This window comes from Paenibacillus sp. JNU01, assembly GCF_059130585.1.
Genome location: NZ_CP169723.1, coordinates 185,909 through 200,421 on the forward strand (window position 1 = coordinate 185,909; position 14,513 = coordinate 200,421).

The following is a 14,513-nucleotide window of genomic DNA, read 5'->3' on the forward strand; positions in this document are numbered from 1 at the left end:
TCAGTCTGACAAATGACAAAGAGGATACCGTTCAAACCATTGGCTGCTTTATTGGTGTGTGTGTTCGTTATGCAGAACAGCGACTATGTTATGGCTGGGTTAAGGCTTTTCTTTGGCCTGACGCTGAATTTCCTTGGCTGTTAATGCTTTATCGTACACTTTAACATTATCCAGACTACCTTTGTAGAACGGATCAGCCTCATAACGACTTTTGCCCAGATAAGCTTCTGTCACTTGCAGATCCTTCGGATTAAAGGAGATCTCAGAGCTGCTTGCAACAGATGTACCATTCACATATAGAGTAGCCACATCCCCTTGAAGAGTTACAGCCACATGAACCCACTCCTTGGAAGGCAAGGGATTTGCAGCAATCAGACTCTGATCCCGTCCCTCATTATGGATGGTGAATTGTAATGCTCCATTATGCTGGGATGGAGTAAGGAACATGTGTCTCGTCAAGCCATTTCCAAAGTCGAAAATACGCTGCCAGGACCCGCCACCATCCCAATTGACCCAAGCGCTAAACGTAAAATCCGTGGTATCAGTCAGGAGTCCAGGCAACTGGATGTAACTGTTGGTCCCGTTAAATGTGGCAGCCTGATTTTTGCCACCTGCAGCAGAACTCACCACATTATAGGCTTGTCCATGATATTTGTTCTTACTGTCATCCTGTGCGATTTTTGCAATTTTCTTGTGTTCAAACGTATACTCCCCGAGCAATGGGCTTACCGCTTGCTGCGGAATAATCACGTTGAACGTTTTGAAGCTTACCGCAGTACCTTTACGAATAGTAGCAGTTAATTTCACTTTGGCATCCCCCTTGCCAGCGCGTGGTCGCTGCACTACACCAGTAGCTGATAGAGCCGAAGGGTTTGAGCTTTTCCACGTAATGTCTGCATCACTTGAGCCCTTTGAAGGCAGTGAGAGATTAAAGAACACATGATCCGTATTACCAATGCTCAGATCATTTTTTATTGCATCTACAATGTCCTGATCACTCCGTTCAACACCTTGACTTCCCCAGACGGCAATCCCGGAGGAGGAGAGGGCGCTAAAGGTCAGAACCGTACTTTGGGATTCCGAATTCCATTCATGTGTGAAAACGCCGTTGTACACAACGTTATTCGATGTAATCTGAACTTTGTTGTCTGTGCCGAGACTCCATGTTCCTGTCACGGCACCATGAATCTTCCCATCTACTGTGAACTGAACGGCCTGCGATGGCTTGATGTCCGCCGTGATGTCCTTACCGTGATTCACCCACTGGTACTGACCGGAGATATCCTGAGCTGTCAATTGCGTTGTATCCTCTCCCAAGGCAGCATAGCGATACGGAGAAACGACGGGCCAACCGTCTGCATTCATATGCATCTCATGTACGCGGACTTCATGTTCTTCACCACGCCCTGGAAAACGGGAATGGAAGATCAGATATTGTTTGCCTGTCTCCGCATCAATATAAGCTGAGTTGTGTCCCGGTGATACATAACCTGTTCCCAGGCCTGTGCCTGGATCGCCAATCTGTCTCTCGAACAGGAAGTTCCCCATTAATTTGACTCCAAAAGGCTCAATGGAACGATCATCAAATAGCGGTTTATCCTTGTCCGCTTTAACGTTGATCATATCGTTTCCTTCGGCATCTAGGAAAGGACCATCCGGCGTTTGGGAACGAGCAACTCGAATGTTATATCCTCCGTCAGCACCCAGTCCGCCGTAAGACAGGTACAGATAATAATAATCGGTTTCGGGACTGTAGAGCATATAAGGTGCTTCAATACGACTATGGTTTCCTCCGGTCAGCTTTTTGCCATAACCTTGATTCGGCAGCGGTTTGCCTGTCGTCTCATCCATCTCCAGAATGAAAATTCCCCCGGAGTAGGAGCCATACACCATCCATAACTTGCCGTTTTTATCATAAAAGACATCAGGATCAACCACATTGGGATGAATCGTTGCATCGTAAATGGTACCATCCTCACTGATCTGATCCCACATGCCAGATTTCAACAGTATGCCTTGGTCCTTATAAGGTCCTTCAATGTTATCTGCGACAGCAATTCCTAGGGCTGAGCGTGGAGAGTCTCCTTTACAGGCATTGTAGTACATATAAAATTTACCGTCTGCGAGCTGAATGACATCTGCCGCCCATAACGTATCTGTCTGTGCCCATTCCAGCGCTTCAGCGAATTCCTTGGTTACATTGGGGACAACAGGATTGTTATCCGTAACGCCGGAGGCGACGAGGTCCCAGTTCAGAAAATCTTTGGACTTGGCTACTTGCAGGTGTGATCCAAAAATATAAAAGGTATCCTCCACCTTAATGACAGAAGGGTCATGAACAGAAACATTTTTGAATGATGGAGCTGGATTTACGATTGGTGTAATGGAAGTCTGTGCGTTACCCACAGTTGCCCCTGAACCATTGGCGAACACCGAGACCGGCGTCAAAGTTGTTGCTGTAAGTAATACGGTGCTTAGTACAGAAATGTTAAGTACATTTACCCAATAACGTTTCATATTTTTCCCCTTTCCTAATTCCCGGAATGAAAAATAACGCGATACTTGGCAACACACGATATAAGGTTCAGCAGACCTCCTTTGAGTATCCTATCATAATCAAGCGCTTTCATTTGATATATTATCAATTGGTTTATATGTTTGTAAACCATAAATATGATGGATTTATAGCAAAATGAATAAAAATAAGAGCAGAGAGATGGACCGACCAAGCTTCTTACATAGAAATAAACATAAATAAAACAGGAGTCATTTTTAAATTTAGGATTGAAATGAGGCTCTGTAATGCGATAGTATTACGTTTAGATTATGTCTTTAAACTTTTATCAATCATTTTATAATTATGCGAATCAAAATAGGGGAAGACAATTCTACACTACATAGGAGGTTAGCACATGACTTCGTATCAAAACCAATTAATCGCACGGTACACATTCGAAGATGCTGTTCAGATCGGTAAAGACAACTCCGGGAATGGGCATGATAGTTTGGCAAAAGGCGAGATTCTGCCAGTGGGATCCAAAGTGAAAGGCAGATCGGCTGTAACTTTTAGCGGGGGAGTGAATGGAACTTCTTATCTGCAGTTACCTTCGGATCTACTTCGGAATGTAAGCGATAACACAGGAATTACAATTGCCACTTGGGTGTTCCTGGGCAAGGGGTCTAATGTGTGGGAACGCATTTTTGACTTTGGCAAAGGAGAGAAGGGACCGTATATGTTTCTGACGCGTCAGCTCCTGGGTACGTTATATGCCGGAGATAATCTGGTTGTTCACCCAAGTGGGGGAGTTGTAAGCGGTGAATGGATGCATATTGCACTCTCCGTGGCAGGCAGCCAAGGAGGGACGCTCAGCAGTGCAGGTCCGATTGTGTATGTGAACGGGGAGAAAGCCGCAGACGGTTCGATCAGTCAGACATCCAGTGGCAATTATGCCAAACTGCGCAATTGGTTTGATACGTTCAAGGACCCTGAGAATTATAACCAGAACTATATTGGACGCTCCCAATACGCAGCTGATGTGGATTTTGCAGGTTCGTTGTCCGACTTTCGGATCTATGGGGCAGCGCTCACCATGGATCAGGTGATTGAAGTGATGTGTGAATCACTGACAGATGAAGCGATTGTGAAGCTAGCGGCAGACAAGTATTTGTCCTTCCCTAACCGAATTATCACCAAAGATGTGTCACTACCCACACATTTACTGGGTGATAAAGTGACGGTACAGTGGAGTTCCAGTAATCCGGAAGTCCTGTCTGAGAATGGAGAGGTTCAGGCAATTACATCAGCACAAGAGGTTACGCTCCGTGCGCTTCTGAACAAAGGTGATAGCAAGCTGAGCCAAAGCTTTGACGTGTCTGTTGTGCCGGCGCACGTCCCGCCGTATACGATCACCATCCATGGAGATCAGAAGGTGGCTGACATCAGTGAAGTGATGTATGGTTTGTTCTATGAGGATATTAATAACGCCGCTGATGGCGGGATCTATGCGGAGCTTGTTCAGAATCGATCATTTGAATCTTTTGCATTTGATACATATTCACATGATTCGGGGGAATGTGGTTGTTCGACAGGTCGAAATCGTGAACCTTTGTTTGCCTGGTCAGGGGATACCGAGAAGATGCTCGTGCAGCATACGGAGGGATTAAATACACATTTTAACGTGCAAGATCCCGAAGTAAATGCTTATTATGTCACCGTTCAGGATGGGGCAACGATTCGAAATCGTGGATTCTCAGACTCCAACCAGCATTGTGCCATGTCTATCAAGCAGGGTGAGGCGTATGATTTTACCGTATGGGCAAAAGCAGAGTCGGCAGGAACAATCACTGTTCAATTACAGGATAGAGAAGACACTTCCATCAGTGATTCGGTAACGTTACATGTTGAAGGCGGGAACACATGGAAGAAATACGGCTTGTCACTTACCGGAAAACATACTGTACTTGGTCAACTGGCACTTACGTTTGCGAGTGACATATCTGTTGATATGGTGTCTTTAGTGCCTCAGAATGTATGGGGAGCTGATCCGACAGAAGAAGGAATATCCGCTACAGCACATGCCAACTACACAGGTAATCCGAACTATCGATTGAGAAAAGATCTAATTCAGGCACTCGCAGATCTGCATCCAAAGTTCCTGCGTTTTCCGGGAGGATGTATCTCGGAAGGGTCCTTCATATGGGACAACGTATACGATTGGAAGGATTCTGTAGGACCCGTTGAGCTGCGCAAAGAGAATTATAATGTCTGGGGTTACATGATGACGATGGGGCTTGGTTATATGGAGTACTTCCAGTTGGCGGAGGATCTGAATGCTGCTCCGGTTCCGGTGATGGCTTGCGGTGTGTTATGTCAGGCACGTTCGGATTATGCTCACCCTGCGGGTGGCGCATTAAGGGAATATTATATCCGCAACTTCACCGACCTGATCGACTTTGCACTCAGTACAGATGTTGAACACAACGAATGGGCGGCGGTACGAAGCCAGATGGGACATCCTGAACCGTTCGATCTTCGTTATCTGGGTGTAGGTAATGAGAACTGGGGCACTGAATTTTTTGCCAATTTCGAAGTATTCAAAAGCTCGATAGATGAGTACATGAAACGGAATTATCCGGATCATGAGCTGCACATTATCTCGACGGTTGGTGCTCAGGCGGATGATGATGCGTATCAGGAAGGATGGAAGTTCCTCAGCGGAAATCTGACCGGATCAGCCCAAGTTGCTTTTGCAGATGGTACAGAGGTCATTGAGGAGACCGTAACCTGGTATGAGAATCAGGACAATTATATGGACACCATCGCAGATGAGCACTACTATCGATCCAATGAATATTTGCTGAATAACGTGGATCGTTACAACTACTATGACCGGGCCTATCATGAAGACGGAAGTGTCGACTGGAAAGAAACATCCAAAGTGTTTGTGGGAGAGTATGCTTCCACGGACAAAAATACACTGGCAGGTGCGGTTGCGGAAGCTGCGATCATGACCGGCTTTGAAAATAATGCGGACGTTGTTCGTCTGGCTGCCTATGCGCCATTGTTCAACAAAGTACTAACGGACGGGACCTACCGCTGGACGCCGGACTGCATTTGGTTTGATGATGAAACGGTGTGGTACACACCGAATTATTATGTGCAGCAGCTTTTTGCAAAATATATAGGGGATCAGGTCCTTGCGACTTCGTTCTCCACATATAGCAAAGGCAAACCGCTGAATCTCATTCCACGTGGCGGCATCGAGATTGCGACAGGGAATGCAGACATCGTGGTGAAACGAGTCACCGTCACGTCCAATGTGGATGGCAGCTTGATATTTGAAGAAGATTTCAGGGAAGGTACAGAGCTTAGTGAGGCATGGAGCCAGATTCCCGGATCGGAAGGATACATGTTAACCGCAGGAAAAGGGCTCATCTTGAGAGCACAAACTACTGGATTAAATGGACTGTACCTGCTGAATGGCGAATGGACCAACTACAAGGTGCACGTTGAGGCGGAGAGAATTTCGGGTGAGGATGGTTTTTACATCGGCGTGGGATTGACGGATATCTCACCTGAGAACAAGGATGTCATCGAGTACGCAATCAGTTACGACGGGAACGCAACAGGCGTGAAGGTGTACAAACAAGGGGTCGAGGGTTATACACTGGGAGATTACTCATCCAGTTCAGCAGCAGGTAATCTGAGAGCGGCCAATTATGAACCAATCGAGAATGGGACCGATTATAGGATTACGGTTAACTATGGTGGGGATACAGGAAAGAATCTGATCTGCTCGTATACAGATGGTCTCCATCCCAGCAAAGTTCTGGATTACAAGCTGGAAGCCTACAACCGGGAAGTATTCCAATCCGTTACGAAGGACGCACGGCATGTGTATGTGAAGCTGGTGAATGCAGATGATGTGGATAAATCAATCCGGATTTGCCTTCAGGATCTGAATGTGGAAGCTTCAGCCAGACTGCTCACGCTTACCGGAGAAGATCATTTGGTGCATATTCCAAATGTGAATCAGAAGAATGATGAGAAAGTGGTTCCCCAAGAACAGGAGATAAAATTGAATGGTGAATCAGTGATTGTTGATTTGTCAGCTCATTCGGTAAATGTTCTTATTATGGATCTTCAGTAAGAAAATATATAAACAAAGGCCCCTTTATGTAGACATCAGTTGTCTCCGATAAGGGGGCCTTTTGCTATTGAACTTGTTTTGACATAAAAAGCAATTAACTTTCGCAATAGGATTAACATGTCGTAGTCCGGTATGTTAACCAATAAGGACATGGTCCTCTGCATAACCGATTTTGGATGTGCGTTTCTTCTGAGCCAGTGCAAAAGCCAGAGTTAATGGTCCCAATCGTCCTGCAAACATCGTAATAGAGACTATAATTTTACCGGCAACACTCAACTCACTCGTCAGACCCATCGAGAGTCCTGTGGTGCTAAATGCTGAAGTAGCTTCAAACAAAACATCCAGAAAATGATTTTCTAGAATGCCTTCGGATATGGATAGCAGAATGGAAATCCCAAGCACAAAGGCGAGAGAACTTAAGACAACAGCGAGTGCACGCATTACTGTTTCTTCTGCAATTTTACGCTCAAAAGCATGAATCTGTCCGCCGCCCCGAAATGTTTGTATGGTCGCAAGAATAAGGACCACAAAAGTATTGATTTTAATTCCTCCACCTGTTCCGCCGGAAGAAGCCCCAATGAACATTAGGATAATAATGAAAAATTGGGATGTGGCCAACATACTTCCAATGTCAATGGTATTGAATCCAGAGCTTCGAGGAGCAGTACCCTGAAACAGAGAAGCCCATATACGTTCACTGTAAGATAAATCAGCAAACGTAGAAGGGTTCCAACTCTCGAGTAAAAAAATAGTGAGAAATCCAAACAAGTACAGAGAAAAACTACCGATTAACACAATTTTTGAATGAAGGGAGAGCTTTCTCCATGAACGTTTGCGGAATACATCCACAACCACAATGTAACCCAAGCCGCCAATGATAAAGAGCGTAATGACTGTGAGATTAACAATCGGGTCACCAACAAATGGGGTAAGGCTATCACTCCAAAGAGAGAAACCCGCATTATTGAAGGCAGAGATGGAATGGAATATGGCGTAATAGAAAGCTTGTCCCCATCCCAAATCACTCTGCCAGCGCAATGTAAGAACCACCGTAGCCAGAGCTTCAAAAGCAAAGGCTATAAGTACAATATACATGGATAACTTAACCAGACCTTGAGCAGAGGAGGTGTTGGTGGCTTGTTGAATAAGAAGCCTCTGTTTTAAACCAATCCGTTTCCCCAGAATAATGGCAACCATTACACCTAGTGTCATAAACCCCAGTCCACCAACCTGAATCAAAATCATGATGATGACCTGTCCGAATGTTGAAAAGACACTCCCTGTATCCAGTACGATAAGCCCGTTTACACAGATTGCAGAAGTAGCTGTAAACAGAGCATCAATTAACCCGATTGATTTTCCGTTACTGGAAGATACCGGTAGTGCTAACAATATGGCTCCGATCCAGATAAGGGTGAAGAAGATGATCATGATCAGTTGAGGAGGGCTCATATTATTTTTTAGCTTGTTCACAATGGATTCAATCTTATCTAGCGGCGAATTTCCATGTGTGCTTTTATTTCTTTGGTTCATAGTCACTCTCCAGATTCCGAATGTCATCGTTACTGCCTATTAACAGGAGCATATCTCCCGCACGGACTATGTCTTCTGCCATGGGTGAGATATTCAGGTTATTCCCCGTTTTGATGGCGATAACGGTACATCCATATTCTGCCCGAATGTTGAGTTCCAGAAGTGTCTTCTGATTCATACTTAAGGGTGCTTTGATTTCAACCAGATTATAATCTGAAGACAATTCAATGGAATCAATAATGTTGTCTGAGCTAAGCTGATTCCCCAGCCTTGTGGCCATGTCACGTTCAGGATAGACGATCTGATCCGCACCAATCTTGCTAAGCACACTACCATGGTTATCATTTTTTGCTTTGGCTGTTACTTTGGGTACATTAAGTTCTTTCAATAACAGAGTGGTCAGTATGCTTGCTTGCAGATCTTCGCCAATCGCGACAATGGCGTGTGAAAAATTGCTTGCTCCAAGCTCCATAAGGACTGATTTGTCAGTGCAATCTGCTTGTACCGCATGGGTTGCCACCGTTGAAATCTCCTGAACAAGAGTTTCGCTTTTGTCTACAGCGAGCACTTCATGCCCATTTTTAATGAGTGTGTGTGTCAAGCTTGAACCGAATCGTCCAAGACCAAGTACCATAAATTGTTTTTTCATAATATCCCTCATTGTAATCAAAATAAATAACAGTTTACTCTACACCCTAATGGTAAATATTACATTACGTACACTGGAATGTAAGGTTTCATATCGTAGTTGCAAATTCCTTCCACCATGTCTATGTATAAGCATATCTCAAAAGAGTTCATTCTAATGGCTTAACAATAGAATTGCAACTGATTCGTTTCTTTTTTGGTATGCTATTGAACTGTGGAAAGCAGTCAACAAAAGATACCTAAAGTAAATAGCCCACACTGTTGCGGTGAAAGGGCTGCTCCTATAATAAACGTTGAAGGAGGAGTCAGCTATGCGTTCCAACTACAAACAATTCATCCGAAACGTTCCGCTTCATCTTATGATTCTACCCGGACTGCTGATTATTATTGTATTCGGTTACATTCCGATGGCGGGGCTCTCTATTGCCTTTCAGGATTTCTCTCCCATTGCCGGATTCAAAAATATGAACTGGGTGGGGTGGGATAATTTCAGGTATCTGTTCGATCTGCCCGGTTTCTCGCAAGTTGTATGGAATACGGTGTTTATATCAACGATGAAAATTGTGTCCGGCTTGGTTATTCCGGTACTTGTAGCCTTATTACTCAACGAGGTTCGCAAGACAGGTTTCAAAAGAACGATTCAGACTGTAATTTATATGCCTCACTTTTTCTCTTGGGTTATTCTGGCGGGAATCATCGTGGATGTGTTATCTCCCAGCACGGGGATCGTTAATATGTTGCTAAAAGCCCTCGGAATTGACCCAATTCAATTCCTGGCCAGTAACGAGTGGTTTCCATACATACTTGTCATCACAGACCAATGGAAAGAATTCGGATTTGGTACGATTATCTATCTTGCTGCCCTCACGAATATTGATAAGTCACTCTACGAGGCCTCTGTTATGGATGGAGCGGGAAGATGGAAACAGACATGGCATATCACACTGCCCGGCATTCGCCCGATCGTCATTTTGATGGTAACGCTTAGTCTGGGGAATGTACTCAACGGCGGTTTTGACCAAGTGTTCAACCTCTATAATCCATTGGTATACGAATCAGGAGATATTCTCGATACGATGATCTATCGGATCGGATTGCAGGATGCACAGTATTCTGTATCCACAGCGTTGGGGCTGATCAAATCTGTCGTTTCGTTCATTTTTATCGGACTTGGTTATTTCTTGGCCTATCGGTTCGCGAATTATCGGATATTCTAGAAAGGAGGCAGAGTCATGCACCACGCTTCAAGAGCCTATCGGTGGTTCCTAGGGTTTAACTACGTCATCCTGACGATTCTTGCCTTGTTATGCCTGTTCCCGATTGTGAATATATTAGCGATTTCATTTAGTTCAAGTGATGCGGTCAAAGCGGGGAGCGTCACATTCTGGCCTGTGGATTTTACATTGTCCTCCTATCAATACATTCTGGAAAATCAGCAATTCCTGAACTCATTCGGCACGAGCCTGCTACGTGTCATTCTGGGGGTTACGACCAATCTGATCTTCACAATTCTGGTAGCTTATCCGCTCTCCAAAGAGGCTGCCAAATTCCGTTCAAGAACAGTCTATGCCTGGATATTCGTATTCACCATGTTATTCAGTGGAGGATTGATCCCGGGTTACCTGGTGGTTAAGGAAGCGGGCTTGTTGGATTCCATCTGGGCTCTAATTTTGCCGGGTGCTGTTCCGATCTTTAATGTACTTCTAATGCTTAATTTCTTCCGGGGATTGCCGAAGGAACTTGAAGAGGCCTCCTGGATGGATGGGGCAGGACATTTCCGCACGCTATGCAGCATCTATCTTCCTATTTCACTTCCCAGTATTGCGACCATCACGCTGTTCGCCATGGTGGGACACTGGAACGCCTGGTTCGATGGCATGATCTACATGAAAAGTCCGGAAGGTTATCCGCTTGCTACATATCTTCAGTCCATGTTACAGCAGGTGACGATGATTCAGAGCGAGATGATGACGCTGGAGGATGCGACACTCTTAAGTCAGGTATCGGATAGAACTACCCAAGCTTCCCAGATCTTTTTGTCCGTTATTCCGATTCTACTTGTGTATCCGTTCCTGCAGCGATATTTCGTTCATGGGCTTGTCGTCGGAAGTGTAAAGGGATAAGATCGGTAGGAGGAAAACCAATCGATTGAGGAGCCGATTTCTGGCTCCTTTTTTTGCTATTGAGGTGAGAAGAAAGAGGAGAGGAGAGATGGAGCATTGAGATTCATTTGGGGGAGATGGAGAGAGTCATCCATTGTCGTCAAACTGATGATTGCTTTTATACTGGTCATTCTGCCCCTGTACGGGATAAGCATTATGATTACACAACTCAGCTCCAAACAAATGCAGACGGAGGTGGAGAAGGCCCATGAGTCCAAATTGTACTTCTACCATAATCATCTGCAATTCGAATTGGAGCGGATGAGTGCGCTGGTTACTGAATTTTCATTTGATGAACCCATGTCCACGCTAAGTACAAGGGCTGCGATTATGAGTAGCTATGAAATCACGTCCAGCCTGAACAACATTCACAATAAGTTGGGTCAGATCATGGTGACGAGTCCTTATATTAGTGATGTTGTGTATTACGTTCCCGCTCTGCATAAACGAGTCAGTGCGGCGGACGGGATTCGGGATGTAGAGGATACCGAGTGGAAGAATCTGCTCGCGACAATGGGGAATCTGAATGGCGAATTATCGCATTCCAATAACGTTCTCTATTTCCTGAAAAGCAATCCGTATAACATGAACCATGAGGAGCCACCCAATTTCATATTAGGAATACGCTTGTCTGCTGAAGAACTGAAACATCGTTTGCAGCAACTGTCGGAAACGGGTGAAAGTGAGATTACACTGAGTTTTGGTGAACACCATAATGTAGTCATCTCTTCTTCAGAGCAGGCAGCACCTGTAAAACCGATTCGAACAGTTCCGCCTGAACCGTCTGAGTCCATGCAAGTTACAAAGTTCCAATCTGATTCATATCTCTATTATTCTTTACACGATAAAGATCATTCGTTCACGCTGACAGCCACTATTCCGCAGGATGTGCTGAGCGCACCACTGGAACAATATAACGTATGGTTATGGATGGTGACCTTCATGTCAGTTGTAATTATTATTGTCTTCTCTTTTTCGATCTATAGATCGATTCACCAACCTTTATCGTTGCTCATCCGAGGATTTAGAATGGCTGAACAGGGCCAGACAAGTGTATATATTCCTTCATCCAGAAGGGATGAATTCGGTTATTTGTACTCCCGATTCAACCATATGATAGAACGCTTACATATTTTGATCGATGAGAATTATGTTGCGCGCATTCGAACAAGTGAGGCGGAACTCAAACATCTGCAATCCCAGATTCAACCTCACTTTCTATACAACAGTCTGTTCAGCATCAAGCAAATGGCTGAGGTGGAGAATGTGGAGCTCATTCAGGAATTCACCGACTACCTGGGTCAATATTTCAGGTATATGTCTCGGGATTCTCATACGGAGGTATCGTTGGGGGCTGAGATTGACCATGCGCTGGTCTATGCATCCATTCAAAAAATCCGGTTTGGTTCGAGGATTCAATTGGAATTAGAGGGTCTGGACGCAAGATACAGAGTCATTTCCGTTCCCAGAGTCATGATTCAGCCGATCGTAGAGAATGTGTTTGAGCATGCACTAGCCAAACGCAGCGAAGGAGGTATCCTACAGATCTCGTACCAAAAGGGCCTGGACAATCTGTCCATTCGCATTGAGGATGATGGGGATCAGTTAAGTGATGAAACATTGATTTATCTGCAATCTGCATTTGAGGAAACAGAGCGGAAACATGGAAACGAAGAGATAACCGGGCTCATCAATGTGAATCAGCGATTAAGAATCAAATTCGGGGCTGGTTATGGTCTTACAGCGCAGCGAAGTGAGCTCGGTGGGTTGTGCATTATAGTGAAGATTCCATGGGAGGGGGAGTAACGTCATGCAGAGAATGCTCATAGTAGATGATGAACCCGTTATTCTGGACGGACTGTATGCGTTTTTTCAAAAAGCAAATCTTCAGGACATGGAGATAATCAAGGCATACTCGGCCTATGAAGCTATCGATTGGCTGAACTTGGTAAAGGTTGATATTGTACTCAGTGATATCTGTATGCCTGGCATGGACGGCATGGAATTAATTGAACAGATTATGGATCGGTGGCCACGATGCAAAGTCCTCTTGCTGACAGGTCATAACGAATTTGATTATGCACACCAAGCTATTCGGAATCCTTGCGTTGTTGATTACCTGTTAAAGACAGAGGGCATGAATCACATTCGTGCTGCGGTAGAACGGGCATTAACACAAATCTCCGAAGAGAATGATTTTCGCTACCAAGCTGCATGGTTTCGGAGTAAATTGCCCCGAGCGCTGCCCCAGTTGCAGCGTCAATTGCTGCTGGATGTGCTTAAGCGAACGGAAAGCCATGATAACATTTCACTTCAGGAAGAACTTGATGCTGTACAGCTACCTTTCGAATCCGATCAACTCGTTATTCCAGTAATCATCCGGGTAGAAGAATGGAACAACTATCAGTCCCAGGCCGATCGCAGCCTAATCCGCTATGCCGTTGCCAATGTTGCAGAGGAACTGCTGCAGGACAAGGCCAAGGTGAAGGCAATTGATCTGGACACTCAGGTCATCGCTTGCTTTATTCAATCGCAGGGGGTGCATCCGCCCCACGTATCTAATACTGAAGGGGAGCGAGGAAGTCAGCTGGATAACTGGCAACAAACTCTTCGTTTTGTCTATGGCACACTGGAGTCTGTGCAGCAATCCTGTGCGGACTGTTTGAACCTGTCCGTATCCATCATGGTTAGTGAGCAGGCGGTAGAATGGAACAGGGTTAATCAGGCTATTGCGCAGTTGCGTCTATCGATTCATGAGAGTCCGGGGCTGGGGATGGAGAAGCTGCTGCGTGTCAAAATCCAGGATAAATTGCCTTACACTCCTAGCATGATGAATCAACAGGGTGTCGTAGTTCTGCATCTGGAGCACATCAAACAGCGAATAACAGCAGGTGACCGGGAGTGGATGGAGTCCTTCCATAAATGGACCGAGGCTGCGAAGAAAGGACTTCAAGATCCGTTCTTTCGAATGAAAACCTATACTGGCGCAGCCAATGTGTTCATTGAAGTCCTGCACGAATTAGGGCTGTATGAATCGGCAATGGAAGAGATAGCGCTGTCCCGAATGCTGCATTTTGACATCCATACCGCATGGTCCGAACTGGTTATCTTTTATCAATCTGCATACGAATGGATGATCTCCAAACGAAGCAATGCTCGTCTGAATGACCAATCACAGATTCTGATCACGATCCATCATTATATCAAGCACCATCTGGAGGACGACCTCTCACTCACACGGATCGCACAGGAAGTCTCTCTTAACCCTTCTTATCTGTCACGTTGGTACAAACGGATTACAGGCAAAGGCATATCCGACTACATCCATGACCTTAGAGTGGAGCGAAGCAAAGAGTTGCTTCTGGGTTCGACCTGTAAGATGCATGAAATATCTGCGAGGGTTGGGTTTAGCGATCAGCATTATTTTTATCGTTTCTTCAAAAAAGCGACAGGCTGCACCCCTCAAGAGTATCGGGATCAGAAAAGTTAGAGGATTTCTCAAAGGGTAAATCAAAGATAC

Annotated in this window: 8 protein-coding genes; 5 read left to right on the forward strand and 3 right to left on the reverse strand. The window is 45.1% G+C overall.

Annotated features, from left to right (window positions below; translation table 11 throughout):
• Positions 1–99 precede the first annotated feature (99 nt).
• Positions 100–2,517 carry an arabinan endo-1,5-alpha-L-arabinosidase AbnB gene (gene abnB / locus NLBNIHML_RS00700; RefSeq protein ID WP_494353516.1) on the reverse strand — a complete coding sequence of 806 codons (2,418 nt, stop codon included), beginning with the start codon at positions 2,515–2,517 and terminating at the stop codon, positions 100–102.
• Between the two features lie 395 nt (positions 2,518–2,912).
• Here abnB and NLBNIHML_RS00705 point away from each other — a divergent pair, with 395 nt between their 5' ends.
• Entirely contained in the window at positions 2,913–6,650 is a 3,738-nt protein-coding gene (locus tag NLBNIHML_RS00705; RefSeq protein ID WP_494353517.1) for an alpha-L-arabinofuranosidase family protein, read from the forward strand.
• Positions 6,651–6,785: 135 nt separating this feature from the next.
• Here the strand turns inward: NLBNIHML_RS00705 and NLBNIHML_RS00710 are convergent, their stop codons facing one another.
• The gene (locus tag NLBNIHML_RS00710) at positions 6,786–8,183 is read right to left on the reverse strand and encodes a TrkH family potassium uptake protein (RefSeq protein ID WP_339260919.1); all 1,398 of its coding nucleotides are present in this window, start codon (positions 8,181–8,183) and stop codon (positions 6,786–6,788) included.
• Entirely contained in the window at positions 8,167–8,832 is a 666-nt protein-coding gene (locus NLBNIHML_RS00715) for a potassium channel family protein (RefSeq protein ID WP_237175555.1), read from the reverse strand. Before NLBNIHML_RS00715 ends, NLBNIHML_RS00710 begins: the two co-directional genes overlap by 17 nt.
• 310 nt (positions 8,833–9,142) lie before the next feature.
• On the opposite strand from NLBNIHML_RS00715, the gene NLBNIHML_RS00720 reads away from it, so the two are divergent.
• The 4 genes from NLBNIHML_RS00720 to NLBNIHML_RS00735 all read left to right on the forward strand — a co-directional run bounded on the left by NLBNIHML_RS00720 (position 9,143) and on the right by NLBNIHML_RS00735 (position 14,483).
• Complete coding sequence (locus NLBNIHML_RS00720; protein ID WP_339242339.1) at positions 9,143–10,048, forward strand: ABC transporter permease; 906 nt, start codon at positions 9,143–9,145, stop codon at positions 10,046–10,048.
• A 15-nt stretch (positions 10,049–10,063) separates the two neighbouring features.
• Positions 10,064–10,954: a carbohydrate ABC transporter permease gene (locus NLBNIHML_RS00725; protein ID WP_339242341.1), complete on the forward strand. Its 891-nt coding sequence runs from the start codon at positions 10,064–10,066 to the stop codon at positions 10,952–10,954.
• 96 nt (positions 10,955–11,050) lie between these two features.
• Entirely contained in the window at positions 11,051–12,799 is a 1,749-nt protein-coding gene (locus NLBNIHML_RS00730) for a sensor histidine kinase (protein WP_339260923.1), read from the forward strand.
• A 4-nt stretch (positions 12,800–12,803) separates the two neighbouring features.
• Complete coding sequence (locus NLBNIHML_RS00735; protein WP_339260924.1) at positions 12,804–14,483, forward strand: response regulator; 1,680 nt, start codon at positions 12,804–12,806, stop codon at positions 14,481–14,483.
• The last annotated feature ends 30 nt before the right edge of the window (positions 14,484–14,513 follow it).